Here is a 24,910-nt window from a genome sequence, read left to right as displayed (position 1 = left end):
CCGCCTTCCGGCAGGTCCGTTGCACGATCGGCCACCGCCTCCGGGGCGGTGGCCGATGTCGTCTGTCTCAGGCGCCCTTGCGGCGATACGCCATGACGGCCGCCAGCGCGCAGAGCGCCATGGCCGCCAGCACGGTCTCGAACCCGTGGGGGTTCAGATGCGGCGCGGCCCCGCCGGTATGGGCCTGCGCGGGCAGTGCCGCGACCAGAGCGGCCAGCGCGCCTGCGGGGATCAGGTATTTCATCGGTCGAACTCCTGTTTGCGATCGGAAAGAAAGTCGCGGATGTCGAGCAGGCTCTTTTCGCGCATCGACACATAGACCAGCGACATGTTGGTGCGTTCGGTCACCATGGGGCCGGGAAAGGGCAGGTAACTCAGCTCGGCGCTGCCGAAGGAGGGCGCGGCGGTGCCGACCTGCCATTCGGTCCTGAGCTCCACGTCCACGAGTTTGAGAGCGGTGCTGCCGCCCGCGCCCGGACGCTCGAAGGGCACGCCCGCGAGCCGCAGGTAGGCGGCCTTGTCGCGGGCCTGCACGAAGCCGTCGATGAACTGGGTCGCCAGCACCTGCAAATCCGCTGCCGTGTCCTCGGGCGCGAGATGGCTGTGGAACGCCTCGCCGCCATGGGCATGGTTGTGGCCGGGGCCGGGGCCGGGATGCGGGTGATCGTGGTGGTGGTGATCATGAGGCATTGGACCACCTCTTGCCGCTGAACTCGCCATGCGGGATCTGCACCGGCTTGTCCATGTGCCGCTTATGCGCGCCCAGCGTGCCCGCCGACACCATCGAGCCCAGCACGTCGACGATCACCCGCGTGCCCATCAGGGCGGTGATGTCCGAAGTGTCGTAGGGTGGCGAGACCTCGACCAGTTCCATGCCGCAGATCCCCGCCGCCGCGACCTTGGAGACCAGCGCCAGCGCCTCGCGCGGCAGGAAGCCGCCCGGCTCGGGCCAGCCGGTGCCCGGCACGAAGCCGCAATCGATGCTGTCGATGTCGAAGGAGAGGTACACCATGTCCACCCCGTCCCACGCCAACTCCAGCGCCATCTCGACGGTCTTGTCGACGCCCATCCGCTCGAAATCGGACATGGTGATGATGTTGGTCTCGCGCTCGCGCGCGACCTGCACCGCCTCGCGCGGGACCTGCCAGCCGCCGATGCCGATCTGCACGAGGTTCTTGGCCGAGACGTTGGGCATGTTGGTGGCGTGGAACCACGGCGTGGTGTGCATCCGCTCGTCGAGATCCTTTTCCTGGATGTCGGCGTGGCGGTCGAAATGGATGATGCCGATCTTCTTGGAGGTGCATTGCGCGATGCCGCGCAGGCAGGGAAAGCCGATCGAATGGTCGCCGCCGATCATGATCGGCAGGCTCCCCGAGGAAGCCACGTGGCTCACCGCGCGGCTGATCTGGTCGAAGCTCTTCTCGATGTTGGCGGGGATGGTGAACACGTCGCCCGCGTCGCACAGCGTCATCTGCTCGCGCAGGTCGACGGCGAGTTCGTAGTTGTAGGGCGTGTAGAGCGCCGAGATCTTGCGCACGCCCTGCGGTCCGAAGCGGGTGCCGGCGCGGTAGGTGGTGCCGCCGTCGAAGGGGATGCCGAGCACGGTGGCGTCGTAGTTGCCGACCTCCAGCACGTCCTCGGTGTAGGGCGCCTTGAGAAAGGTGTTGATGCCCGCATAATGCGGCAGCTCCCCGCGCGCGAAGGTCGGGATCGACTTGTCCTCGATGCTGTCGGCCCCGGTGAGACCCATGCGCAGCGCCCAGGCGCGCTCTTCCTCGGCGCGGCGGTTGGGTAGCTTGGCCTCGCCGCGCATCGCCTGCCAGCCCTGAAGCCGGGTCAGGTCCGGGTGATGGCCACGCGCCTTCGGCAGGGACCGGTCGGCGGGGTGGTGCGACCGGGACAGGTCATGCGGATTGCAGAACACGTGTATCCTCCTTGAGGGTCTGGAACGGGATGCCGCCATGGCGGGCATCGAAGTCGTAGGTGATGGTCGCCCCGTAGGCGTCGGGGAATTGCGGATCCCAGCGGGGCTTGTCGAAGACGACGACCCGGTCGCCGAGCTTGAAGCCTTCCTGGATGTCGTGGGTGACCATGAAGACGGTCATGCCGGTCTCGGCGCGCATCTCCTGCAGGAAGTCGTGCATCGCGACCCGGGTGCCGGGATCGAGCGCGCCGAAGGGTTCGTCGAGCAGCAGGATGCGCGGCCGCGCGGTGAGCGCCTGCGCGATGGCAAGGCGCTGCTGCATGCCGCCCGACAGCGTCGAGGGGTAGGCCGCAGCCGCATGCGCCAGACCGATCCGCTCCAGCGTCGCGCGGGCCCGCTCGCGCGCCGCGCGCCGCGCCGCGCCGTGCAGCCGGCCCCAGCGGGTGCCGAGCCCCTCGGCGGCGACGAGATTGCCCTCCAGCGTCAGATGCGGGAACACCGAATAGCGCTGGAACACCACGCCGCGCGCCCGGTCCGGCTCGCGCGCGGGGGGCGCGCCGTCGATCGAGATGACGCCCCGGTCGGGCCGCTCCTCGGCCAGGAGCAGCCGCAGGAAGGTCGACTTGCCGCAGCCCGAGGCGCCGACGATCGAGATGAACTCGCCCTCCGCCACCGACAGGTTGACCCGTTCGAGGATCGGGCGGTGTCCGTAGGCGTGGAAGATGTCATGCGCGGTGACAAAGCTCATAGCCCGGCCTCCATCCACGGGAAAGCGCGGCGCGACAGTGCGCGCAGGCCCCAATCCATCACGAAAGCCAGCAGCGTGATCCACGCGACATAGGTCAGGATCACGTCCATCGCGAGATAGCGCCGCACCAGAAAGATCCGGTAGCCGAGGCCCTGATCGGCGGCGATCGCCTCGGCGGCGATGAGAAACAGCCATGCCGGACCGAGGCCGAGGCGCACGGCCCCGATCACGCGCGGCAGGATCTGCGGCAGCGCCACCCGCAGCGCGATCACCATGGACGAGGCGCCGAGCGTCTGCGCCTTGACGATCTGTTCGCGCGGGATGTCGAGCACGCGCTGGCTCAGGTCGCGGATCAGCACCGGGGTGATGCCGATCACGATAAGCATGATCTTCGACAGCTCTCCGAGACCGAAGACGATGAACAGGATCGGCAGGAGCGCCAGCGGCGGCACCATCGAGGCGACGCCGACGAAGCCCGCGAGCCCCGCCCGCAGATGCGGCACGAGACCGATGCAAAGGCCCGTGGCAAGACCGATGGCGGTGGCGATGCCGACGCCGGAGATGAGCCGCAGCAGGCTCGACCACGTGTCGTGCCACAGCAGGATGCGCCCGGTGCGGCGGTCGCCTTCGGTAAAGAGCCCCGCCGCCGTGTCGAGGATCGTGGACGGCGCTGGCAGCAGCTTGTCGGCGGGGTTGACCGCGAGCCGCAGGTCCGAGGCCACGGCATAGGCCAAGAGCACCAGCGCGAAGGGCGCCAGCGCCAGCGCCAGCCGCAGCGCCGGTCCGGGATGTCGATTGATCACCCGCATCGGATCAAAGCGCGCCCTCGGCGGCCATCGCCATGTAGCTGGCGTCGAAGCGCAGCGTCACGTTGTCCGGGTTTCCGACCACATCGCCCGAGGGGTACTCGATGCCCACGAAATCCGCGCTGGGCGCGCCGGTGCCGAGAATGCCCTTGTCGTAAAGGAACTCGGCCACGCCGGTCATGGTGCCGGGCAGGGCGGGGTCCGAGGCGAAGGCCACGGCGGCGGCGGGATCGGTGAACATCTCGGTCGAGGCGAGCTGTGCCTCGAAGCCCGCCAGATCGGTGCCCGACGCCTCGGCCATCGCCTCGCGCGCGGCCACGCCCTCGGGGCCTTCGTCGGCGATGAGCGCCAAGACCTCGTACCACGCCCCGACGAGCGCCTTGCCGAAATCGGGGTTCGCCGCCAGCGTGTCGGTGTTCACGACCATCAGGTCGATGATCTCGCCGGGGATGTCGGCGCTGGTGAAGACGGCCTTCGCCTGCGGGTCTTCGAGGATCGACGAGACCAGCGGGTTCCACGTCACCACCGCCTCGACCTCGGGCGCCGAGAAGGCGGCGATCATGTCGGCGTCGGAGGTGTTGACCACGCCGCTCAGATCGGCCTCCGACAGCCCCGCGCCGTCGAGCGCGCGCGCCAAGAGGTAATGCGAGACCGACAGTTCGACGAGGTTCACCGTCTTGTCCGCCAGGTCGGCGATGCCCAGATCGCCCTTCACGATCAGCGCGTCGTTGCCGTTCGAATAATCGCCGACGATCAGGGCGGTGGTGTCGACGCGCCGCCCGCCGGGATCGACAGCGCATCCATGTTGGTGACGCTGACCCCGTCGAAGGCGCCGGCGGCGTATTGGTTGATGCTCTCGACATAGTCGTTGATCTGCACGATCTCGACGTCGATGCCGTATTTTTCGGCCCATTCGTCCATGATGCCGCTCTCTTCGAGATAGCCCCATGGCATCCAGCCGACATAGATCGACCACGCGACGCGGAACGTATCCTTCTGCTGCGCCGTCGCCTGCGTGGCGAGGGCCGTGCTGGCGACGAGGGTCGCGAAAACGGTGGCCTTGAACATGTCGGTCTCCTGCTGCGTCCCCGGAGGCAAGAAACAGGTCGGCCGCTGGCGGGACGGAAGAGACGGCACGGGCGGACCTGTGCAGTAGTCTCCCGGGATTTTGTCCCGCCGTGTACCGGGTGGAATTTGCCACCGCGGCGGCGCTTCTCGGACCAGACCCTCGGTGAGGCGGAACCCTAAGCACCCTGCAGGTTCAGGCTGCCGCGTCGGTGCGCGCCGCGCAACGCGGCGGCAGCACGCCCGCGCGCAAAACCGGCATCTGCCCCCTATTTCATCGCTAAAGGGCCGCCATCGCCGTCGAATGAGGCACCGGTTGTGCGACCGGGGTGGGAACGATGCCCGGCGATCCGGATGCCGATGCCACGTGTCGCGGGGGTCTGGTCCGGATGGTCCACTCTCGTGGCGCGAAATGGACCCGGATCGCCGGGTAACACCATGCAACACCATGCGGTGGATGCACCGGGCTCTTCTTTGGCCCGATTTGGTCACATCAAGCCCGCAATGTCGCGGTCTTGTCTCTCCGAGATCCGCGGCGGGGGCGCATATGTCGACCTTTCTCTTTTCCGGCCTGCAAGAGCGATACCATGGCCGCGTCGATCATCGGCAGGGGCAACATCCTCGCCGGTTTCGCCGCGACCGCGAGAGAGCGACACCATGAAGGGCGCGCGCAGCGACAGCGCCTCGTTCGGGGGCGCGGGCGACGGCATGCAGGATCGGTCGACCGCCGGGCCCGCGGCATCCGGCACGACCGATGGGGCAGGTGGGAAACCGGCATCTGCGTCGATGGACAACGTCACGGGCGCGCGCTTCAGCCAGACCGAGCAGGTGATCTGTTTTGTCGCCGGCACCCGCATCGCCACGCCTTTCGGGCCGCGCCGGGTGGAGGATCTGGTTTTGGGCGACTTGGTGCTGACGCGCGATCACGGACCGCAACCATTGCGCTGGACGGGCAGCCGCCGCGCCGCGGCCACGGGGGCCTGCGCCCCGATCCGGCTGCGGCCCGGTGTGCTGCACGGGCTTGAGCGCGACCTGCTGGTCTCGCCGCGGCACCGGGTGCTGTTCGAGGGTTACCGCGCCCAACTCCTGTTCGGCGAAAACGAAGTGCTGGTCGCCGCGCGCCACCTCGTCGACGGGCGCGACGTGACGATCGAGGAGGGCGGCGAGGTCACCTATGTGCACCTGCTTTTCGACGCCCACGAGATCGTCACCGCCGAAGGCGCCGAGACCGAAAGCTTCCTGCCCGGTCTGCGCGGCATCATCGGCCTCGACGGGCCGTCGCGCGCCCGGCTGCTCGACGCCTGTCCGGGGCTGCGGAGCATGCCCGACAGCTGGGGCCCCGCGGCCCGCCCGACGCTGCGCGCGCACGAGGCGCGCGCGCTCTTCGCCTGATCGGGGACGCGGCGCGGGCGATCCCGCGCCGCGCCGTTCTTTTCAGAGCCGGATCACGAAGCGGGCGAAGCCGTCGGGCCCGTCGCCCGCGGGCGCGATCTGCACGCCCTTCACGTCGTTGAGATACTCCGCCGCGCGCGGGCCGGTGTCGAACAGCACCGTGGTCCCGTCCATCGGCACGAAGCTCCAATTGGCGTCCGCCGAGGGGCTGATCGTGCCCTGCTCCACGATGTAGCGCACGATCACGTCGCGGTTGGTATCGGGCCCCTCGAACACCACCGTGGAGCCGTCGGCACCGGGGAACGACCCGCCGCCGGTGGCGCGGTAGTTGTTGGTGGCGATGATGAACTCCTGTTCGGGGTCGATCGGCTGGCCCTCGAAGGTCAGATCCTTGATCCGGCCCCCGTCCGAGACGACGTTGCCGTCGCGGTCGAACCTGGCGGGCATGCCGAGGTCGATGCGGTAGCTCACCCCGTCGATCACGTCGAAATTGTAGGAGGGGAATTCGTCGTTCAGAAGGACCTGATCCTCGCGGCCGGGTTCGATCCGGTTGAACATCCCCGCCGAACGCTCGAGCCAGTCCTTGACCTCGGCCCCGGTCACGCGCACCGCGCGCACCGTGTTGGGATAGAGATAGAGGTCGGCTACGTTCTTGATCGCCACGTCGCCGGTCGCACGTCGGTATAGTATTCCGGCCCGCCGCGGCCGCCCGCCTTGAAGGGCGCCGCCGCAGAGAGGATCGGCAGCCCCTCATGCTCGGTCCCCGCGAGCATCTGCTCGATATACCATGTCTGGGCGTTCGAGACGATCTGCACCGAGGGGTCGTCGGCCACCAGCGCGAAGTAGCTGTGCAGCGGCGCGTCGGTCTTGCCCACGGCGCGGCGCACGTAGTCGAGCGTCTCCTGATGCTCCTGCGCGACCGACTCCAGCACCGCCTCTTCGCTCTCGACCAGCGCGGTGATCGCGCGGTCCTCGCCGCGCTCGTAGATCGGGCGCGCCTCGACCTGCGCCTCGCCGACGCGCCAGCTATCGCCGTCACGCTCGAGCATCAGGTCGATCAGCCCCATATGGCTGCCCCAGAAGCCCGCCATGACGCCGGGCTTGCCGTTGATGGTGCCCGCCGCGACATCGACGCCCTCGCGCCCCTCGTAATCGGGGCCCGGAAAGACGAGGTGGCTGTGCCCGGTCAGGATCACGTCGATCCCCTCGACCCCCGCGAGCGGGATGGCGGCGTTCTCCATGCCCTCCTCGTGCTCCACCGCGCCGATGCCGCTATGCGACAGCGCGATCACGATGTCGGCGCCTTCCTCGCGGATCCGGGGCACATGGGCCTGCGCCGCGCGCACGATGTCGCGCGCCTCGACCTTGCCTTCGAGATGCTTGCGATCCCAGTTCATGATCTGCGGCGGCACGAAACCGATGACGCCGATGCGGATGGCATGCGTCTTGCCCGCGCCGTCGGTGACCTCGCGGTCGAGGATCACATAGGGCGGCACGAGGGTCTCGTCCTCGGCCGGGGTGGCGCCCATCTTCGTCACCACGTTGGCCGAGACGATCGGGAAGGCCGCGCCCGAGACCGAGTTCATCAGGAACTCCAGCCCGTAGTTGAACTCGTGATTGCCCAGCGTCGAGGCATCGAAGCCAAGCGTGTTCATCGCCTCGATCACCGGGTGCATCGCGCCTTCGGGCATGCCGCGCTCATAGGCGATGTAATCGCCCATCGGGTTGCCCTGCAGGAAATCGCCATTGTCGAGCAGCACCGAGTTGGTGGCCTCGGCGCGGATGTCCTCGATCAGCGAGGCGGTGCGGGCGAGACCGACGGTGTCGATCTCCTTGTCGGCGTAATAGTCGTACGGATAGACGTGGACGTGGATGTCCGTGGTTTCCATGATGCGCAGATGCGCCTGTCCGCCTTGGGCCCTCACGGAAAAGGGGTGCAGCGCCAGCATGGCCGAGCCTCCGGCAAGAAAACCGCGGCGGTTCAGGATCAGTGTCATGATCGTCTCCCTGAAGATGTCGGGGATCGGACGCCCCCTTGTCGCATGGCCGCGAGGTTAGCCGCTTCGTGCGACGGGGGAATGACTTTTCGCCCCCTGCCGTGACGGAAAGCCGCTGGACGCGCGCGGGACGGGGTGCTGTTCTGGCCGCGCAACGGGGAGGACGGGATGCGATCCGAAAAGGACAAGATGCTCGAGGGCGAGCTTTACCGCGCGGGCGATCCGGAGCTTCAGGCGCTTGCATGGCGGGCCAAGCGCTGGATGGCCGAGTACAACGCCATGTCGGTGGCGCCGACGGCCGAGCGGCACGCCAAGCTCGCCGAGATCATGGCCGAGGTGGGCGAGGGCGCGGTGATCCGACCGCCGTTCCATTGCGACTACGGCATGAACATCCGGCTCGGGGCGGGTGTGTTCGTGAACTTCAACTGCGTGCTGCTGGACGTGGTCGAGATCGCGATCGGCGATCTCACGCAGATCGGCCCGGGGGTGCAGATCCTGACGCCGGACCACCCGAGGGGGGCCGAGGCGCGGCGCGACGGGCTGGAGTTCGGGCAGCCCATCCGCATCGGTGCGAATGTCTGGATCGGCGGCGGGGCGCTGTTGATGCCGGGCGTCACGGTGGGCGATGACGCGATCATCGGCGCGGGCGCGGTAGTGACGCGCGACGTGGCGGCGGGAACGACGGTCGGCGGCAACCCCGCGCGCGTGTTGAAACGATCCGCGGACGACGCTTGAGTGGGGCTGTCGCTGATCGGCGCGCGGCGGACCGGCACCACCGCCAGCACCTCTCCCGGCTAGGACGTGGCCCGCAGCGCATGGGCCAGACGCCTCGCCGCCTCGACCGCGTCGTCGCCGCGCAGCGACCATGTCTGCGTCAGCCCTTCGAGGATCACCAGAAGCGCGGTCTCGGACCCGCCAAGCCCGGTCGCCGCACCGGCGCGGGCCGCGACTTCGGCCTTGTGACGCTCAAGCAGTGCGCGCAGCCGCGCGCTGCCCGGTTCGGCCGCGACGGCGGCGTGGAACAGGCAGCCATGCGCCGCCTCGGTCTCCATCCATCTCCCCACGCGGGTCACGATGGCATCGAGCGACGCCCCGGACTCCTGCGGCAGATCGTCGAAGACATGGGCAAGGTATCGCCTGTGCCGATGTTCGAGCGCGGCCAGCACCATGTCGGCGCGCGAGGGCGCGTATTTGTAGAGCGTGCGCAAGCTCACCCCGGCGGCGTCGCGAAGGTCCTCGACGCTCGGCTCGGCAAAGCCGCGGCTGGCGAAGGCGCATTCGAGCCCTTCGGCGATCTTGGTCATCATCTCCGTCATGCTTGACGATGTAGAGCGATCCCTCTACCTACGCAAGTAGAGCAACCATTCTACATGCGAGGAAATCGGCGATGAAACTCCCCGACACGATGAAGGCGGTCGTCCTGACGGGCCATGGCGGGCTCGACAGGCTCGAATGGCGAGAGGATGTGCCGGTGCCCCGACCGGGCGCGGGAGAGGTGCTGATCCGGGTCGGCGCCGCGGCGGTGAACAACACCGACGTCAACACCCGCACGGGCTGGTATTCCAAGTCGGTGCGCGGCGATACGGGGTCGGCCGCGGCCGAGGGCTATGACGGGGCCTCTGACGCCGATGGCGGCTGGTCCGGCGCGCTGAGCTTTCCGCGCATTCAGGGCGCCGATTGCTGCGGCAGGATCGTGGCGATGGGCGAGGGCGTGGACCCCACGCGCGAGGGCGAGCGGGTTCTGGTGCGCCCGATGTACCGGCCCGAGGGCGGCGACGCGGACGCGCTCGTGACCTTCGGCTCGGAGCGTGATGGCGGTTTCGCGGAATACACCACCATCGGCGCCGAGAACGCGGTGCGGATCGACAGCCCGCTTTCGGATGTGGAGCTTGCCACCTTTCCCTGCGCCTTCTCGACGGCCGAGGGAATGATCCAGCGCGCGGGCCTCGGCGCGGAGCGGGTGCTGATCACCGGGGCCTCGGGCGGCGTCGGCTCGGCGGCGGTGCAGCTTGCCAAGCGGCGCGGTGCGCATGTCACGGCCATGACCAGCCCGGCCAAGAGGGACGCGCTGACGGCGCTCGGGGCCGATGCCACGCTCGGCCGCGACGACGCGTTTCCCGAAAGCGCCTTCGACGTGGTGCTCGATCTAGTGGGCGGTCCGCGCTGGCCGGGGCCGCTCGACGCGCTGGCGATCGGGGGGCGCTACGTGACCTCGGGGGCCATCGCCGGGCCGATCGTCGAGCTCGACCTGCGCACGCTCTACCTCAAGGACCTGACGCTGATCGGCAGCACGCGGCAGGACCCGCGCGTCTTCGCCGATCTCGTGCGCTACATCGAGGCGGGCGAAATCCGGCCCGTGGTCTCGCAAACCCACCCGCTGCACGAGCTGCGGGCGGCGCAGGAGGCGTTCTTGGGCAAATCGCACATGGGCAAGATCGGGATCGAGATTTCCGACGGAGCCTGAGACTCTAGGGGCCCCGCCTTCAAGGGCGGCCCCGGCGATCCCGACGCCGTCCGGCACCGAAATGCCGGGCGGCGTCTTCCGTCGCGAGAGCCGGACATATCCCTTGCAAACCCCTCGAAAACCTCTCGCAATGCGCGCTCACCTTTCGCAACCAAGCGTGCTCATGGACACCGACAACCTGCGTCTCTTCGTGATGGCGGCCGAACGGCTCAACATCTCCGCCGCGGGGCGCGAGTTGGGCCTCGCCCCCGCCGTGGCAAGCGCGCGCCTCGCCAAGCTGGAGCAGGAGCTTGGCGTCGAGCTTCTGCGCCGCACCACCCGCAAGGTGTCGCTGTCGCTGGAGGGCTCGGATTTCCTGCCCTACGCGCGCGAGATTCTCGCCCAGGCCGATGCGGGCCGGGCGGCGCTCGGGGGGACCGAGGCGGGGCCGAAGGGCACGCTGCGCTTCGCCGCACCGAGCAGCTTCGCGCAGTTGCATGTCATGCCGCTGCTGCCTCTCTTCCACGAGGCCTATCCCGACCTCACCCTTGATCTGCGCCTGTCGGACACGCGCTTCGACGCGATCGAGGGGAGCTTTGATCTCGCGCTGCGCAGCGGGCCGCTGAGCGACAGCAGCCTGAAGGGGCGCAAGCTCGCCGATGATGCCCGCGTCCTGTGCGCGTCGCCGGCCTATCTCGACGCACAGGGCACCCCGGGCAGCCCATCCGCACTTGATGGTCACCAGCTCATCGCGTGGAGCAATCTCGAACCGCGCGAGCTGGTGAACGCCGCAGGAGAAACGGCGCGACTGGACCCCGCGCGCATGATCTGCCGCACCATCGTCGATGATGGCGACGCGCAGCGCGAGGCGACCCTCGCGGGCGCCGGAGTGTCGATGAACTCCCTTTGGAACGTCGCGCACGAAATCGCGGGGGGTCGGCTGGTCCGGGTTCTGCCAGAGTGGAAGATGAACGACCGCTCGGTGCTCTGGCTGGTCTATCCGCGAACCAACGTGCTGACCCCCAAGACGCGGATCTTCATGGATTTCCTGATCCGTCATCTGGCCGATCGCGCGGGCTGGAGGGGGTAGGCCTCCGGGTTTGCCGAGCCGACCGCGCAGGGCCACCATCATCCGGCAAGGCCGCCTGAGGCTTCAACCGGTAAGAATGAATTCCGCCAGACACGAAAAAGGGCCGCATCCGGGGATGCGGCCCTGATCAGGCGCGTGATGGCAGAGCCTAAGGCTCAGTTGTCGTCGCCGTCCTCGTCATTGGCGGCGCCGCCGATGTCGTCGAACAGGCCCTGGATCTCGAACTCGGCTGCGGCTTCTTCTTCCGCGGCGAGGTCCTGGATCGACTTGCCCGACGCCTGAAGCTCGGCTTCCTCGTTCGAACGGGCGACGTTGATCTCGATCGTCGCCTCGACCTCGGGGTGCAGCACGACGGAGACGTCGTGGATGCCGAGATCCTTGATCGGGCCGCGTAGCACGACCTGCTTGCGGTCGACGGTGAAGCCTTCGGCGGTGGCGGATTCGGCGATGTCACGGGTGGTGACCGAGCCGTAGAGCGCGCCGCCGTCCGAGGCCGAGCGGATCACGACGAACTGCTGTCCGTCGAGCTTCCCGGCCATCGCTTCGGCTTCTTTCTTGGACTCGAGGTTCTGGGTCTCGAGCTGGGCCTTCTGGTCCTCGAAACGGGCCTTGTTGGCCTCGTTCGCGCGGAGCGCCTTGCCCTGGGGCAGAAGGAAGTTACGGGCGTAGCGTCCTTGACCTTCACGATTTCGCCCATCTGGCCAAGCTTGGCCACACGTTGCAGGAGGATCACGTCCATGTCCGGTCTCCTTATTTCACGGCGTAGGGCAGCAGCGCCAGGAACCGCGCGCGCTTGATCGCCTGGGCGAGCTTGCGCTGGTTCTTGGAGCCGACGGCGGTGATGCGCGAGGGTACGATCTTGCCGCGCTCGGAAATGTAGCGCTGCAGCAGACGCGTGTCCTTGTAGTCGATCTTCGGCGCGTTCTCGCCCTCGAACGGGTCGGTCTTGCGGCGGCGGAAAAACGGTTTGGTGGCCATTATGCTATCCTTTCCTGAGGGCGATCAGCGACGCTCGCGGCGTTCGCCACGCTCGCTGCGCTCTTCGCGCTTCTGCATCTGGACCGAGGGGCCCTCTTCGTGGGCGTCGACCTTGATGGTCAGGACGCGCATCACGTCGTCATGCAGGCGCATCAGGCGCTCCATTTCCTGCACGGCGGGCGACGGGGCGTCCGAGCGCAGGAAGGCATAGTGGCCCTTGCGGTTCTTGTTGATCTTGTAGGCCATCGTCTTGACGCCCCAGTACTCGTTCTCGAGCACCTTGCCGCCATTGTCGGCGAGGACGGTCGAGAAGTGCTCGACAAGGCTTTCGGCCTGCGCGTTGGACAGGTCCTGACGCGCGATGAAGACATGCTCGTAAAGCGGCATGTGAACTCCAGTTCGGTTTCCGAGCGCATTTCATAGAACGGGGCCGTGACCTTCCGCTCCCCGTTCACGAGAGTCTGCGCGGTTCATGCGAAAGCGCGGAAGGATGCGGCCTTATACAGATCATGCGGGTCGGCGCAAGCGGGGCGGCGAAAACCGCGACATCGACCCGCCCGCGCCCGCATCGCGACATATTCGCGCCCCGATCGCACCCAAGGATCGACCTGTCCGATAGCATAGGTCCGGAGAGCCTTTCGTGAGCGCAACCGCCCCGAACCCCCGTCTCGATGCCGCCCCCCTGGTGCTGGGATGCGGCCGCCGCTGCCGCAGGCTCGCGGTGACGGCGCTCTTTGCGGTCTGGGCCTTCGCGCTCGGCGCCACCGCGGCGGCGGGGGCGATCTGGCTGTCGCCCTTGGGCGCGCCGCTCGACGGCTCGCTTTTGGCGCGACTGGTCATGGCGGTGATCCTCGGCGGCGGGCTGATCTGCTATGCCGGGCGCGGCAGCCGCAGCGAGCTGCATTTCGACACCGAGGACCGGTTGCTGCGGCAAGTGCTGCGCCGTCCGAACGGGCGGATCGAACAGGTCGCGACCTGGCGCTTCGACGAATTCCGCGCCACCGAGATCCGCGACCATTGCGACGCGCGGCGGATGCGGCTGCGGGCCGAGCTGCGCCTGTCGGGCGAGAACCTGTCGGTGCGGGTGGCGCAGGGCGAGCTGCACGCGATGTCCACGCTGGCGCGGCGCATCGAATGCGATCTGGGTCTGCCGGCCCGTCCCGGTGTGCCGCTGTTCCGCCGCCGCGCCTGCGCCTGACGCATCGGCGCGCCCGCCCGCGAGATCCGACGCTTTCTTGTCGTGCCCGGGCCGAGCCGTTATGCGAGGGGCCGACGCACCGCATCACAAGGGAGCAGGGCCATGCGCGCATTCGTTTTCCGGGGCAGGGGTCGCAGACCATCGGCATGGGCCGCGCGCTGGCCGAGGCCTATCCGTCGGCGCGCGCGGTGTTCGACGAGGTCGACGCGGCCTTGGGCGAGAAGCTCAGCGCGCTGATCTTCGAGGGCGACATCGAGACCCTGACCCTCACCCGCAACGCGCAGCCCGCCCTGATGGCGACCTCGATCGCCGCGATGGCGGCGCTGAAATCCGAAGGCATCACCGTCTCGGACGCGGGCTTCGTCGCGGGCCATTCCTTGGGTGAATACTCGGCGCTCTGCGCCGCGGGCGCGCTGCGGCTCGACGACACCGCGCGGCTCCTGCGCCTACGCGGCGAGGCGATGCAGGCCGCCGTTCCAGTGGGCGAGGGCGCGATGGCGGCCCTTCTGGGTCTCGATCTCGCCGGGGCCCGCGAAGTGGCCGAAGAGGCCGCGCAGGGCGAAACCTGTCAGGCCGCTAACGACAACGATCCCTCCCAAGTGGTGATCTCGGGCAGCCGCGCCGCGGTCGAGCGTGCACTCGACATCGCCAAGGCCAAGGGCGCCAAGCGCGCGATCCTGCTGCCGGTCAGCGCACCGTTTCACTGCGCCCTGATGGCGCCCGCCGCCCGTGCGATGGCCGAGGCGCTGGAAGGCGTCGATATCCGCGAGCCCGCCGTGCCGCTGGTCGCCAATGTGCGCGCCGAGGCGGTCTGCGACCCGGCGCTGATCCGCTCGCTGCTGGTCGATCAGGTGACCGGCGCGGTGCGCTGGCGCGAAAGCGTGGAGTTCATGGCCCGCGAGGGCGTCACCGAATTCTGGGAGATCGGCGCGGGCAAGGCGCTGTCGGGCATGATCCGCCGCATCGCCAAGGGGGCCGAGACCCGTGCCATCGGCACGCCGGAGGACGTGGCGGCGGCCAAGGGCTGAGCGCCGGGGTCGCTTCACTCTCAAATACGCATCCCCCGCGCCCGATCCCTGGCGCGCGGGATGTGGTCCGGGTCCGGCCTTGCTGCTAGACCCGTGACCAAGCGAAGTTTCAGGAGACCACACATGTTCGATCTGACCGGAAAATGCGCCCTCGTGACCGGGGCCTCTGGCGGCATCGGCGGCGCCATCGCCACCGCCCTGCATGGCGCGGGGGCCACGGTGGGCCTGTCGGGCACGCGCACCGCGCCGCTCGAGGAGCTGGCGACTGCCTTGGGCGACCGCGCCCATGTGCTGCCATGCAACCTCGGTGATGCCGAGGCCGTCAACGCCCTGCCCAAACAGGCGGTCGAGGCGATGGGTGGGCTCGACATCCTCGTCAACAACGCCGGGATCACCCGCGACAACCTGTTCATGCGCATGTCCGAAGAGGATTGGGCGCAGGTGCTCGAGGTGAACCTCACCTCGACGATGCGGCTGTGCAAGGGCGTGGTGCGTCCGATGATGAAGGCGCGCTGGGGCCGGATCATCAACATCTCCTCGATCGTCGGCTCGACCGGCAACCCCGGTCAGGCCAACTACGCCGCCGCCAAGGCAGGCATGGTCGGCATGTCGAAATCCATCGCCTACGAAGTGGCGAGCCGCGGCATCACCGTGAACTGCGTGGCACCGGGCTTCATCGCCACGGCGATGACCGACAAGCTCAACGACGATCAGAAGTCGGGCATCCTGAACCAGATCCCCGCCGGTCGCATGGGCGAGGCCGACGAGATCGCCGCGGCGGTTCTCTATCTGGCAAGCCCCGAGGCGGGCTATGTCACCGGCGCCACGCTGCACGTCAATGGCGGCATGGCGATGCTCTGAGCCGGAATTTCAAGGGCCCGCGCCGTGCCACAAAGCGTTTGCGCGGCCCCGAAACTCTGCTAAAGGACGACGAGATTTTCCGGCGGAGGTCCGTTTCGGCCCCTGTCGGTGAGCGGCCCGCTCGGGCATGAGAATGCCCCTAGGGGCAAGACAAAAAGGCCCGAAGGGGCCGGAAAGACGTGAGGAATTGTTATGAGCGACGTCGCCGACCGCGTGCGCAAGATCGTTGTTGAGCATCTGGGTGTCGAAGAGGACAAGGTCGTCGAGAACGCCTCGTTCATCGACGATCTGGGTGCCGACAGCCTCGACACCGTCGAGCTGGTCATGGCCTTCGAGGAAGAGTTCGGGATCGAGATCCCCGACGACGCCGCCGAGACCATCCAGACTTTCGGCGACGCGGTCCGCTTCATCAAGGAAGCGCAGTAACCGACATCGCCTCGGCCCTCGGGCCCTGGCAGGAGACGGCACCCTTCGGGGTGCCGTTTTCGTTTCGGCCCCATTCTCGCGCCGTGAACCGCCACAGCCGGAGGGGGCCGCGCCCCGCTCAGGTCTCGGACATGGTCAGGATTGGCGTCACGACCTCGTCGGGCAGCGATTTCAGGAATTGCACCCCGACATGATGCCGGTCGCGCCATTGCACCGTGGCGCCAATGCGCCGGTCGCCCAGCACGATCGTCACCCCCTTGAGACCCGCGGGCTCGAACTCGGGCCCGAGGCGTAGCTTCGCGCCATGGCGGCTGATGTCGATCAGGCGCGTCCCGGTCTCGGCGGTGCCGCTGCGAAGCCGGGCGGGCAGGTCCACCGCGTGACGCGGCACACGTCGCCGGTTCCGGCCCCCCCTGACGCCGATGACATGCGCGGCCAGCATCAGCACCGTGCAGGCCCCCATCACACCGGCCCCGACCCCGGCGATCCGGGACAGGCTGATCCCGGCCAGTGCCCCCATCCGGACATCGCCACGCGCCCCGGACGTCACGACCGGCCCGCAGGCATGGCGCGACACCAGCGTGGCCAACCGTCCCGCGGTCGCGCGCGCGTCCTCGGTCGAAAGCACGGCCGCCGCCCCGGCGCGGCCCCGCATCCGCGCCGTCTCCACCGCCCTGGTGGCAAGCGAGAGGGACGCCCCGATGTCGCGACGATGGATGGCAAGCGGATGGCCCGACAGGTCCCACATCACGCCGTCGCTCTTGATGCGGCGCAACTCGCGCTCAGCCCCGCCGATATCGGCCGCCATGACCGAGGTCGCGAGACGCCCGAGCGTCTCCACCGCTTCGCAGGCCGGATCGGCCCGCAGCGGCCCGGTCATCACGATCAACATCGGCACAAACCACAGGCGCATGGCGGATCTCCTTACCTCTCCAGCTATGCTCCGACGAAGCTGAAATCCGCGTTAACTCGCCCGGTATGGCACCAACCGGCGATTCGGGGCCCCCGTGCTCTTGCTCCCGCGCGAAGCCCTGCGGTATCAGGGCGCGAGTTATTGCGAAGAGGATGGTCAGATGCGGCGAGTTGTCGTGACGGGGCTGGGGCTTGTGACGCCGCTGGCCGACAAGGTCGAGCCGAGCTGGGACGCGATCCTGGCCGGAAAATCCGGGGCAGGCACCATCACCCGCTTCGACGCGACCCACCTTGCCACGAATTATGCCTGCGAGGTGCCGCAGGGCGAGGGCGTCGATCCGGCGATCCGCTTCGATCCAGATGAATACATGGAGCCCAAGGACCAGCGGAAGGTCGACGACTTCATCCTGTTCGGCATCGCGGCGGCGCAGCAGGCGGTCGAGGACAGCGGCTGGACCCCGCAGACCGAGGACGAGCGCGAGCGCACCGGCGTGATGATCGGTTCGGGCATCGGCGGTCTGAACTCGATCGCCGAGACGGCGCTGCTCATCCGCGACAAGGGCCCGCGCCGCGTCTCGCCCTTCTTTATCCCCGGCGCGCTGATCAACCTGATCTCGGGTCAGGTCTCGATCCGCTACGGCTTCAAGGGGCCGAACCATTCGGTCGTCACCGCCTGCTCGACCGGCGCGCACGCCATCGGCGACGCGGCGCGTCTCATCAAATACGGCTCGGCCGACGTGATGGTCGCGGGCGGCGCCGAGGCTGCGATCTCCGAGATCGGCATCGCCGGCTTCAACGCCTGCAAGGCGCTCTCGACCAAGCGGCGCGACAACCCGCAGGCGGCGAGCCGCCCCTATGACGCCGACCGCGACGGCTTCGTCATGGGCGAGGGCGCGGGCATCGTCGTGCTCGAGGAATACGAGCACGCCAAGGCCCGGGGCGCCAAGATCTATGCCGAGGTGCTGGGCTATGGCCTGTCGGGCGACGCCTACCACATCACCGCCCCCGCCGAGGGCGGCGAAGGCGGCGAGCGGGCGATGCGCATGGCGATCAAGGATGCGGGCATCGATCCCGCTCGGATCGACTACATCAACGCGCATGGCACCTCGACCATGGCCGACACGATCGAACTTGGCGCGGTGGAGCGGCTGATGGGCGACGCGGTGTCGAACGTCACCATGTCCTCGACCAAGTCGATGACCGGCCACCTTCTCGGGGCGGCGGGCGCGATCGAGGCGATCTTCTGCATCCTCGCGATCCGCGATCAGGTCGCGCCGCCGACGATCAACCTCGACGATCTCGCGGTCGAAACCACCGTCGATCTCGCCCCCAACGCCAAACGCGAGCGCAAGATCGACATCGCGCTGTCCAACAGCTTCGGCTTTGGCGGCACCAATGCGAGCGTGCTCTTCGGAAAGGTCGCCTCCTGATGTGGCGTCACCTCGCCTCGAACACCATCACCTTCCTGATCGTCGGCCTCGCGGGGGCGGCGGGCGTCATCGCCTGGGGGGTCAACGCGTATTCGGACGAGGGGCCGCTCGAGGCGGCGATCTGCCTGCGGGTCGAGCCGGGCACCAACATGCGCAGCGTCAGCGCCCGGCTCGAAGAACAGGGCGCGATCGGCTCGGCTTCGGTGTTCCGCATCGGGGCCGAATATTCCGAGAAGGCCGGGCAGCTCAAGGCCGGCAGCCACCTGATCCCCGAGCGGTCCTCGATGTCGCGCATCGTCGATATCGTGACACGCGGCGGCGCTTCGACCTGCGGCACCGAGATCCTCTACAAGATCGGCGTCAACGCGGTGCTGGCCGAGGTGCGCGAGCTCGACCCCGCGACCTCGAACTATACCGAGCTGGCCGAGTTCGACCCCACCGCCGAGAGCGTCAAAATCCCGGCCGAATACCAGTCCATGCGCGCGCGGGCCGACACGCGCTACCGCATCTCCATGGCCGAGGGCGTGACCTCGTGGCAGGTGGTCAACGCGCTCAACGCGCTCGACACGCTCGAGGGCGATGTCGAGGAGATCCCGGCCGAGGGCAGCCTCGCGCCCGACAGTTACGAGATCGCGCCGGGCACGCAGGTCGGGGCGGTGCTCGACCGGATGGCCGCGGCGCAGGCCGCGATCCTCGCCGAGGCTTGGGAGAACCGGGCCGGCGATCTTCCGCTCGAGACTCCCGAGGAGGCGCTGATCCTCGCCTCTATCGTCGAGAAGGAAACCGGTGTCGGCGCCGAGCGCCCACAGGTGGCGAGCGTCTTCGTCAACCGCCTGCGCCAAGGCATGCGGCTTCAGACCGACCCGACGGTGATCTATGGCATTACCGAGGGCGAGGGCGTGTTGGGCCGCGGTCTGCGCCAGAGCGAGCTGCGCGCCGAGACGCCATGGAACACCTATGTCATCAACGGCCTGCCGCCGACACCCATCGCCAACCCCGGCCGCGCGGCGATCGAGGCGGCGCTGAACCCGGCGACGACCGACTACGTGTTCTTCGTGGCCGACGGCACGGGCGGCCACGCCTTTGCCGAGACGCTGGCCGAGCATAACAGCAACGTCGCCGTATGGCGCAAGATCGAGGCCGAGCGCGCAGCCGCCCAGAATTGATTTTTCGTAAACGGAACGGACGCTTGCGCGGCATTCCTAAGATCGGCATCATTGACTTTCAGGACGGTCTGACGTAAAGTCAAAGGCAGGCTGAGAGAGTTTGGCAAGGCGGCACCGGAGCAATCCGGGGCCGCCTTTTTCGTGTCCGCTCTCCGGCTGCGACAACAACAGACAGGCATGAGCATGGATGAAACGACCAGCGCCTCGGCGCCGGACGATGCGGCGCGGCGCAAGGAGTGGCAGGACGCTTGGGGGCTGTTGTCTTCGGTGCGCTCCACCTTGGCGGATCTTCTGGAAGATGTCCGCGATGAGGCCGCAGAGCCGAAGGAATTGCAAAAGAAGATCAACGATCTGGAGAGCGCTCTTAAGGGGGCGTTCGAGGTGGAGAGGAAGTTCAATGACTGGCTCAAGCGACAGGATGGCGGTCTCGTGGCCGGAGAGATCGACATCGACGACGCCCGGCGGCGGATCGGTTGCCGGCTGGATCGCCTGCGCGCCTGCTGCCGCGAGGGCTGAGTTCCTCGATGGTCTGGACGCGGCGGAGCTGGCGGCGCTGCCATGGCTCTTCGACCTCTGGGCGCTGCCGCATCAACTTGCGCCCAAGGGCGACTGGCGCACATGGGTGATCCTCGGCGGGCGCGGCGCGGGCAAGACCCGCGCCGGGGCCGAATGGGTGCGCGCGCAGGTCGAGGCGCGCGCCCCGGTGACGCGGGCCGGGCGCGGCGCGTGGCCTTGGTGGGCGAGACGCTCGATCAGGCGCGCGAGGTCATGGTGTTCGGCGAAAGCGGCATCATGGCCTGTTCGCCGCCCGACCGCAGACCGGTCTGGAGCGCGACGCGGCGGATGCTGACATGGTCCAACGGCGCCGTGGCGCAGATCTTCTCGGCGCATGATTACGAGGCGCTGCGCGGCCCGCAATTCGACGCGGCATGGGCCGACGAGCTGGCCAAGTGGAAGCGCGGGGCCGAGGCGTGGGATATGCTGCAATTCGGGCTGCGCCTGGGCGATCCGCGCGCCTGCGTGACGACGACGCCGCGCAATGCGCCGGTGCTGCGCGACCTGCTGGCCGCCGACAGCACGGTGGTCACCCACGCGGCCACGCAGGCCAACGCCGCCAATCTCGCGCGCGGGTTCCTCGACGAGATGCAGCGCCGCTACGCCGGCACGCGGCAGGGGCGCCAGGAGCTCGAAGGCGTGCTGCTGGCCGATGCCGAAGGCGCGCTCTGGACCGCCGAAATGCTCGCGGCCTGCCTGACCGACAGCGCGCCCGATCTCGACCGGATCGTCGTCGCGGTCGACCCGTCGGTGAGCGGCCACGCCGCCTCGGACGCCTGGCGGCATCGTGGTGGCGGGGGCGGTGATGCAGGGCCCGCCGCAGGACTGGCGGGCCTATGTGATCGAGGATGCGACGGTCGAGGCGGCCTCGCCGCTCGACTGGGCCCGGGCCGCCTGCGCCGCGATGGTCCGGCACGGGGCCGAGCGCATGGTCGCCGAGGTGAACCAGGGCGGCGCACTGGTCGAGACGGTGGTGCGGCAGGTCGATCCCATGGTGCCGTTCAAGGCGCTGCATGCCGGGCGGTCCAAGGGGCTTCGGGCCGAGCCGGTGGCGGCCCTCTACGAGCAGGGGCGCGTGCACCATTTGCGCGGCCTCGGCGCGCTCGAGGATCAGTTGGCGCAAATGACGGCGCGCGGTTTTCTGGGCGCGGGCTCGCCCGACCGCGCGGACGCCCTCGTCTGGGCCCTGCACGAGCTGTTGATCGCGCCCGCGCAGGCGTGGCGCAGGCCCCGGTTCAGGACGCTCTAGGCCGCACTTCACTCTGCAAATACTCGCGGGGGGCCGCGCGGCGGCGGGGGCGGCGGCCCCTCCGACGCCGGGGTGTTGCGCAGCCCCCCGACCACCGCGCGCCCCGTTCCCGGTTTCCCAACCCGGCGCTGTCATTCTCCTCGCCAAGACGCAGTGACGACCAGCGGGGGGCGGCGATGTTCGAGTTCTTCAAGCGCGACAAGGGGGCGCCCGAGGCCAAGGCCTCGGCGGCGGGGCGGTGCCTCGCATGGCCCGGCGCGGGACGACCGGCGTGGAGCGCGCGGGACACGGTCTCGCTCACTCGCGCGGGCTTTGTCGGCAACCCGGTGGGGTTCCGCGCGGTGCGGCTCATCTCAGAGGCGGCGGCGGCGCTGCCCCTGATGCTGCAGGATCGCGGACGCCGCTATGACGAACACCCCGCATTGGCGCTTCTGGCGCGGCCCAACCCCGGACAGGGCCGGGCCGAGCTGATCGAGGCGCTGGTCGGACAGATCCTTCTGACCGGCAATGGCTATGTCGAGGCGGTGGGCGACGGCGGCCTGCCGTTCGAGCTTCATGTGCTGCGCTCGGACCGGGTGTCGCTGGTGCCGGGGCCGGATGGCTGGCCGGTGGCCTATGACTATGCCGTGGGCGGCCGCAAGCACCGTTTCGCCGTGAGCGAGGCCGTCTCCCCGATCTGCCACATCAAGAGCTTTCACCCGCAGGACGACCATTACGGCCTCTCGGCGCTTTCGGCCGCCGCCACGGCGATCGACGTGCACAACGCCGCCTCGGCCTGGTCCAAGGCGCTTCTCGACAACGCCGCGCGTCCCTCGGGCGCGATCGTCTATCGCGGCGCCGACGGGCAGGCGGGGCTGACGCCCGATCAATACGACCGGCTGGTCGAGGAGATGGAGAGCCAGCACCAGGGCGCGCGCAACGCCGGACGCCCGATGCTGCTCGAAGGCGGGCTCGACTGGAAGCCGATGGGCTTTTCGCCCTCGGACATGGAGTTCCAGAAGACCAAGGAGGCGGCGGCGCGCGAGATCGCGGTGGCCTTCGGGGTGCCGCCGATGATCCTCGGGATACCGGGCGACGCCACCTACGCCAATTACCAGGAGGCGAACCGCGCCTTCTACCGCCTGACCGTGCTGCCCTTGATGTCGCGCATCGCAGGTGCGCTGGCCGAATGGCTGTCGGATGTCTCCGAGGCGCGGTTCGAGCTTCGGGTCGATCTCGATCAGGTGCCCGCCTTGGCCGCCGAGCGCGACGGGCAGTGGCGGCGGGTCTCGGAGGCGCTTTTCCTGACCGATGCGGAAAAGCGCGCGCTGCTGGGCCTTCCGGCGCACGAGGTCGGCTCCGATGGATGATCTGCGCGAGCACCGCTTCGCCTGCGCGCCGGGCCTCAGGATCGAGGCGCATGAGCGGCTGGTGGCGCTGCAATTCGCGCAGGTGGCCGCGACGCTGGAGCGGATCGAAGCGGTGATGGAGCGGCTGGAGCGCAGGCTCTGGCTCGCCGTCTACGGCGTCGTCGCCGCCATCGGCGCGCAGGCGGCGCAACAGATCGTGGGGCTGTGAGGGAGAGGATGATGGAGCTGGAACGCAAGTTCTGCGCGGGCGGCACAGAGGCGCCGGGCCATTGGAGATCGGGGAGGGCGCGGTGATCTCGGGCTACGCCTCGTTCTTCGGCAGGCCCGATCAGGGCGGCGACGTGGTGGAGCCCGGGGCCTACGCCGCCTCGCTCAAGCGGCTCGAAGGCTGCGGCGGGCGGGTGCGGATGCTGTGGCAGCACGATCCCGTGCGGCCCATCGGCGTCTGGGACGAGGTGCGCGAGGACGGCACCGGCCTCTGGGTCAAGGGCCGGATTCTCATGGAGGTGGCGCAGGGTCGCGAGGCGGCGGCGCTGGTCGCCGCCGGAGCGATCGACGGTCTGTCGATCGGCTACCGCACCCGACGCGCGAGGAAGGACGGTGCGGGCCGCAGGCTCGACGAGCTGGAGCTTTGGGAGGTGTCGCTGGTGACCTTCCCGATGCTGCGCGAGGCGCGCGTGAGCGCCAAGCACGAGGACGCGCTGGCGGCAAAGGTGCGGGCGGCGCGCTGCCTGCTCAGGGGCGAAGGGGAAGAACGCGATGCGTGACGACGACAACGAGCTTGGCCGCGAGATCGGCGGGCTGATGGACGAGCTTGGCCGCTTTTCGGCCGAGATCCGCACGAAACTCAAGGCACAGGACGATCGGATGACCAGACTGGACCGCAAGACCGCGCTCGCCGCGCGCCCCGCTCTCGAAGCCAAGGCCGAAGGCCAGCCGCACCGCACCGCCTTCGGCGCCTATCTGCGCACGGGCGAGGATGACGGGCTGCGCGGCCTCGACCTCGAAGGCAAGGCGATGAGCACGACCGTCGCCGCCGATGGCGGCTATCTCGTCGATCCGCAGACCGCCGAGCGCGTGCGCGGCGTGCTGGGTGCGACCGCCTCGCTGCGCGCCATCGCCTCCGTGGTGGCGGTCGATGCAGGCTCCTACGACGTGCTGATCGACCATGGCGAGCCCGGCGCCGGCTGGTCGGGCGAGGCGGCGTCCCGGACCGAGACCGGCACGCCGCAGATCGACCGGATCAGCATCCCGCTGCACGAGTTGTCGGCGCTGCCCAAGGCGAGCCAGCGGCTCCTGGACGACAGCGCCTTCGATATCGAGGGCTGGCTCGCGGGGCGCATCGCCGACACCTTCGCGCGCTCGGAGGCAGCCGCTTTCGTGTCGGGCGACGGCATCGACAAACCGACCGGCATCCTGAGCTACCCGCGGACGGATGATGACGGCTGGAGCTGGGGCAGCCTGGGCTATGTCGCGACCGGCACCGATGGCGGTTTCGATGCGACCAACCCCGCCGACGCGGTGATCGATCTGGTCTACCGTCTCGGCGCGCCCTACCGCGCGGGGGCGAGCTTCGTGATGAACTCGCGCACCGCGGGCGCCCTGCGCAAGCTCAAGGACGCCGATGGCCGGTTCTTGTGGTCCGACGGCCTCTCGGCGGGCGAACCGGCGCGGCTCCTGGGCTACCCGGTGCTGATCGCCGAGGACATGCCCGACATCGCAAGCGACGCCTGCGCGCTGGCCTTCGGCAATTTCGAGGCGGGCTACACCATCGCCGAGCGTCCCGACCTGCGGGTGCTGCGCGATCCCTTCTCGGCCAAGCCGCATGTCCTTTTCTACGCGACCAAGCGTGTCGGCGGCGCGGTGAGCGACTTCGCGGCGATCAAGCTTCTGAAGTTCGGCATCGCCTGATGCCGGGCCGGGCCGCCCTGCCGGGTGGCCCGGCGCTGTTGCCGTGACGTCGAAAGGACGGGTGATGAGACTGATCGAAACGGGCGTCGTGCCCGAGACATCGCTGCCGGTCGAGGGGCTTCGCGCGCATCTGCGGCTGGGCACCGGCTTTGCCGAGACCGGGCTGCAGGACACGGGCCTCGCCGGGTTCCTGCGCGCCGCCATCGCGGCGATCGAGGCCCGCACCGGCAAGGTGCTGCTCGCGCGCGGCTTCGCGCTCGAGCTGACCCGCTGGCGCGACGCGTGCCGCCAGCCGCTGCCGGTCGCGCTCTGCGCGCCGTCACGGGCTCGACATGGAGGACGCGCAGGGCGTGGTGCGCCGCAGGCGCGGGGCGGCTGGCGC

Annotated in this window: 27 protein-coding genes, 3 pseudogenes and 1 riboswitch; of the genes and pseudogenes, 17 read left to right on the top strand and 13 right to left on the bottom strand. The window is 68.9% G+C overall.

Annotated elements, in window-relative coordinates:
• Positions 1 to 67 precede the first annotated feature (67 nt).
• From MBELCI_RS20995 to MBELCI_RS21560, 7 genes are read right to left on the bottom strand one after another with little or no spacing between them, the layout of a single operon-like run.
• Complete coding sequence (locus MBELCI_RS20995; protein ID WP_021693806.1) at positions 68 to 244, bottom strand: hypothetical protein; 177 nt, start codon at positions 242 to 244, stop codon at positions 68 to 70.
• Positions 241 to 690: a hypothetical protein gene (locus tag MBELCI_RS08605; RefSeq protein ID WP_045319892.1), complete on the bottom strand. Its 450-nt coding sequence runs from the start codon at positions 688 to 690 to the stop codon at positions 241 to 243. Before MBELCI_RS08605 ends, MBELCI_RS20995 begins: the two co-directional genes overlap by 4 nt.
• Positions 680 to 1,924 (bottom strand): agmatinase family protein, encoded by a 1,245-nt coding sequence (locus MBELCI_RS08600; RefSeq protein WP_021693804.1) that lies wholly within the window; start codon positions 1,922 to 1,924, stop codon positions 680 to 682. The genes MBELCI_RS08605 and MBELCI_RS08600 overlap by 11 nt, the downstream gene beginning before the upstream one ends.
• On the bottom strand, positions 1,905 to 2,672 hold the full coding sequence (locus tag MBELCI_RS08595; RefSeq protein ID WP_021693803.1) for an ATP-binding cassette domain-containing protein: 768 nt from the start codon (positions 2,670 to 2,672) through the stop codon (positions 1,905 to 1,907). The genes MBELCI_RS08600 and MBELCI_RS08595 overlap by 20 nt, the downstream gene beginning before the upstream one ends.
• Positions 2,669 to 3,481, bottom strand: coding sequence for an ABC transporter permease (locus tag MBELCI_RS08590; protein ID WP_021693802.1), 813 nt, complete (start codon positions 3,479 to 3,481; stop codon positions 2,669 to 2,671). The genes MBELCI_RS08595 and MBELCI_RS08590 overlap by 4 nt, the downstream gene beginning before the upstream one ends.
• Positions 3,482 to 3,485: 4 nt before the next feature.
• Positions 3,486 to 4,196: a type 2 periplasmic-binding domain-containing protein gene (locus MBELCI_RS08585; RefSeq protein ID WP_235047599.1), complete on the bottom strand. Its 711-nt coding sequence runs from the start codon at positions 4,194 to 4,196 to the stop codon at positions 3,486 to 3,488.
• 35 nt (positions 4,197 to 4,231) lie between these two features.
• On the bottom strand, positions 4,232 to 4,546 hold the full coding sequence (locus MBELCI_RS21560) for a type 2 periplasmic-binding domain-containing protein (protein WP_021693800.1): 315 nt from the start codon (positions 4,544 to 4,546) through the stop codon (positions 4,232 to 4,234).
• Between the two features lie 87 nt (positions 4,547 to 4,633).
• Positions 4,634 to 4,737, bottom strand: a riboswitch (guanidine-I (ykkC/yxkD leader).
• A 463-nt stretch (positions 4,738 to 5,200) separates the two neighbouring features.
• On the opposite strand from MBELCI_RS21560, the gene MBELCI_RS08580 reads away from it, so the two are divergent.
• Complete coding sequence (locus MBELCI_RS08580; RefSeq protein WP_052512696.1) at positions 5,201 to 5,935, top strand: Hint domain-containing protein; 735 nt, start codon at positions 5,201 to 5,203, stop codon at positions 5,933 to 5,935.
• 42 nt (positions 5,936 to 5,977) lie between these two features.
• Here MBELCI_RS08580 and MBELCI_RS08575 read toward each other — a convergent pair.
• Positions 5,978 to 7,932: pseudogene (locus MBELCI_RS08575) on the bottom strand (bifunctional 2',3'-cyclic-nucleotide 2'-phosphodiesterase/3'-nucleotidase).
• 168 nt (positions 7,933 to 8,100) lie between these two features.
• Here MBELCI_RS08575 and MBELCI_RS08570 point away from each other — a divergent pair.
• Complete coding sequence (locus MBELCI_RS08570; protein WP_021693796.1) at positions 8,101 to 8,667, top strand: sugar O-acetyltransferase; 567 nt, start codon at positions 8,101 to 8,103, stop codon at positions 8,665 to 8,667.
• A gap of 59 nt (positions 8,668 to 8,726) precedes the next feature.
• On the opposite strand, the gene MBELCI_RS08565 is transcribed toward MBELCI_RS08570, so the two are convergent.
• Complete coding sequence (locus tag MBELCI_RS08565) at positions 8,727 to 9,236, bottom strand: TetR/AcrR family transcriptional regulator (protein ID WP_021693795.1); 510 nt, start codon at positions 9,234 to 9,236, stop codon at positions 8,727 to 8,729.
• Positions 9,237 to 9,319: 83 nt separating this feature from the next.
• On the opposite strand from MBELCI_RS08565, the gene MBELCI_RS08560 reads away from it, so the two are divergent.
• Together MBELCI_RS08560 and MBELCI_RS08555 are read left to right on the top strand one after the other, a co-directional pair.
• Positions 9,320 to 10,396 carry an alcohol dehydrogenase family protein gene (locus MBELCI_RS08560; RefSeq protein ID WP_021693794.1) on the top strand — a complete coding sequence of 359 codons (1,077 nt, stop codon included), beginning with the start codon at positions 9,320 to 9,322 and terminating at the stop codon, positions 10,394 to 10,396.
• Between the two features lie 163 nt (positions 10,397 to 10,559).
• Entirely contained in the window at positions 10,560 to 11,465 is a 906-nt protein-coding gene (locus tag MBELCI_RS08555; protein ID WP_021693793.1) for a LysR family transcriptional regulator, read from the top strand.
• A gap of 155 nt (positions 11,466 to 11,620) precedes the next feature.
• On the opposite strand, the pseudogene rplI reads toward MBELCI_RS08555, so the two are convergent.
• The 3 genes and pseudogenes from rplI to rpsF form a co-directional block, all read right to left on the bottom strand.
• Positions 11,621 to 12,204: pseudogene (gene rplI, locus MBELCI_RS08550) on the bottom strand (50S ribosomal protein L9).
• 11 nt (positions 12,205 to 12,215) lie between these two features.
• Positions 12,216 to 12,443, bottom strand: coding sequence for a 30S ribosomal protein S18 (gene rpsR, locus MBELCI_RS08545; RefSeq protein ID WP_017929480.1), 228 nt, complete (start codon positions 12,441 to 12,443; stop codon positions 12,216 to 12,218).
• 24 nt (positions 12,444 to 12,467) lie between these two features.
• Entirely contained in the window at positions 12,468 to 12,830 is a 363-nt protein-coding gene (gene rpsF / locus MBELCI_RS08540) for a 30S ribosomal protein S6 (RefSeq protein ID WP_021693791.1), read from the bottom strand.
• 253 nt (positions 12,831 to 13,083) lie between these two features.
• On the opposite strand from rpsF, the gene MBELCI_RS08535 reads away from it, so the two are divergent.
• The 4 genes from MBELCI_RS08535 (at position 13,084) to MBELCI_RS08520 (ending at position 15,956) form a co-directional block, all read left to right on the top strand.
• Positions 13,084 to 13,641 carry a hypothetical protein gene (locus tag MBELCI_RS08535; RefSeq protein ID WP_021693790.1) on the top strand — a complete coding sequence of 186 codons (558 nt, stop codon included), beginning with the start codon at positions 13,084 to 13,086 and terminating at the stop codon, positions 13,639 to 13,641.
• Positions 13,642 to 13,787: 146 nt separating this feature from the next.
• Entirely contained in the window at positions 13,788 to 14,669 is an 882-nt protein-coding gene (fabD, locus tag MBELCI_RS08530; protein WP_021693789.1) for an ACP S-malonyltransferase, read from the top strand.
• A 123-nt stretch (positions 14,670 to 14,792) separates the two neighbouring features.
• The gene (gene fabG, locus MBELCI_RS08525; RefSeq protein ID WP_021693788.1) at positions 14,793 to 15,530 is read left to right on the top strand and encodes a 3-oxoacyl-[acyl-carrier-protein] reductase; all 738 of its coding nucleotides are present in this window, start codon (positions 14,793 to 14,795) and stop codon (positions 15,528 to 15,530) included.
• 192 nt (positions 15,531 to 15,722) lie between these two features.
• Positions 15,723 to 15,956, top strand: a complete 234-nt coding sequence (locus MBELCI_RS08520; RefSeq protein WP_017929475.1) for an acyl carrier protein — start codon at positions 15,723 to 15,725, stop codon at positions 15,954 to 15,956.
• Between the two features lie 118 nt (positions 15,957 to 16,074).
• Here the strand turns inward: MBELCI_RS08520 and MBELCI_RS08515 are convergent, their stop codons facing one another.
• Positions 16,075 to 16,869, bottom strand: a complete 795-nt coding sequence (locus MBELCI_RS08515; RefSeq protein ID WP_021693787.1) for a PilZ domain-containing protein — start codon at positions 16,867 to 16,869, stop codon at positions 16,075 to 16,077.
• 160 nt (positions 16,870 to 17,029) lie between these two features.
• Between MBELCI_RS08515 and fabF the strand changes: the two genes are divergently transcribed.
• The 9 genes and pseudogenes from fabF to MBELCI_RS08470 all read left to right on the top strand — a co-directional run.
• On the top strand, positions 17,030 to 18,298 hold the full coding sequence (fabF, locus tag MBELCI_RS08510; RefSeq protein ID WP_021693786.1) for a beta-ketoacyl-ACP synthase II: 1,269 nt from the start codon (positions 17,030 to 17,032) through the stop codon (positions 18,296 to 18,298).
• Positions 18,298 to 19,464 (top strand): endolytic transglycosylase MltG, encoded by a 1,167-nt coding sequence (mltG, locus tag MBELCI_RS08505; RefSeq protein WP_021693785.1) that lies wholly within the window; start codon positions 18,298 to 18,300, stop codon positions 19,462 to 19,464. The genes fabF and mltG overlap by 1 nt, the downstream gene beginning before the upstream one ends.
• Positions 19,465 to 19,605: 141 nt before the next feature.
• Positions 19,606 to 19,980 (top strand): hypothetical protein, encoded by a 375-nt coding sequence (locus MBELCI_RS08500; RefSeq protein ID WP_131505517.1) that lies wholly within the window; start codon positions 19,606 to 19,608, stop codon positions 19,978 to 19,980.
• Positions 19,883 to 21,268 (top strand): annotated as a pseudogene (locus tag MBELCI_RS08495) (DNA-packaging protein). Before MBELCI_RS08500 ends, MBELCI_RS08495 begins: the two are co-directional and overlap by 98 nt.
• Before the next feature lie 176 nt (positions 21,269 to 21,444).
• Positions 21,445 to 22,617 (top strand): phage portal protein, encoded by a 1,173-nt coding sequence (locus MBELCI_RS08490; RefSeq protein ID WP_045319889.1) that lies wholly within the window; start codon positions 21,445 to 21,447, stop codon positions 22,615 to 22,617.
• Positions 22,610 to 22,825 (top strand): GTA head formation protein, RCAP_rcc01685 family, encoded by a 216-nt coding sequence (locus MBELCI_RS08485; protein WP_021693782.1) that lies wholly within the window; start codon positions 22,610 to 22,612, stop codon positions 22,823 to 22,825. Before MBELCI_RS08490 ends, MBELCI_RS08485 begins: the two co-directional genes overlap by 8 nt.
• 61 nt (positions 22,826 to 22,886) lie before the next feature.
• A complete protein-coding gene (locus tag MBELCI_RS08480) occupies positions 22,887 to 23,384 on the top strand; it encodes an HK97 family phage prohead protease (protein ID WP_021693781.1) in 498 nt (165 codons plus the stop codon).
• Positions 23,377 to 24,528, top strand: coding sequence for a phage major capsid protein (locus MBELCI_RS08475; protein WP_021693780.1), 1,152 nt, complete (start codon positions 23,377 to 23,379; stop codon positions 24,526 to 24,528). Before MBELCI_RS08480 ends, MBELCI_RS08475 begins: the two co-directional genes overlap by 8 nt.
• Before the next feature lie 64 nt (positions 24,529 to 24,592).
• Positions 24,593 to 24,910: head-tail connector protein (locus MBELCI_RS08470; protein WP_045319901.1), on the top strand; the 318-nt coding region annotated here is incomplete at its 3' end.

The sequence above is a fragment of the Limimaricola cinnabarinus LL-001 genome (assembly GCF_000466965.1).
GTDB classification, from domain to species: Bacteria; Pseudomonadota; Alphaproteobacteria; order Rhodobacterales; family Rhodobacteraceae; genus Limimaricola; species Limimaricola cinnabarinus.
The sequence above is the reverse complement of the archived record's forward strand: the minus strand, read 5'-3'. Positions and strand labels throughout refer to the sequence as shown.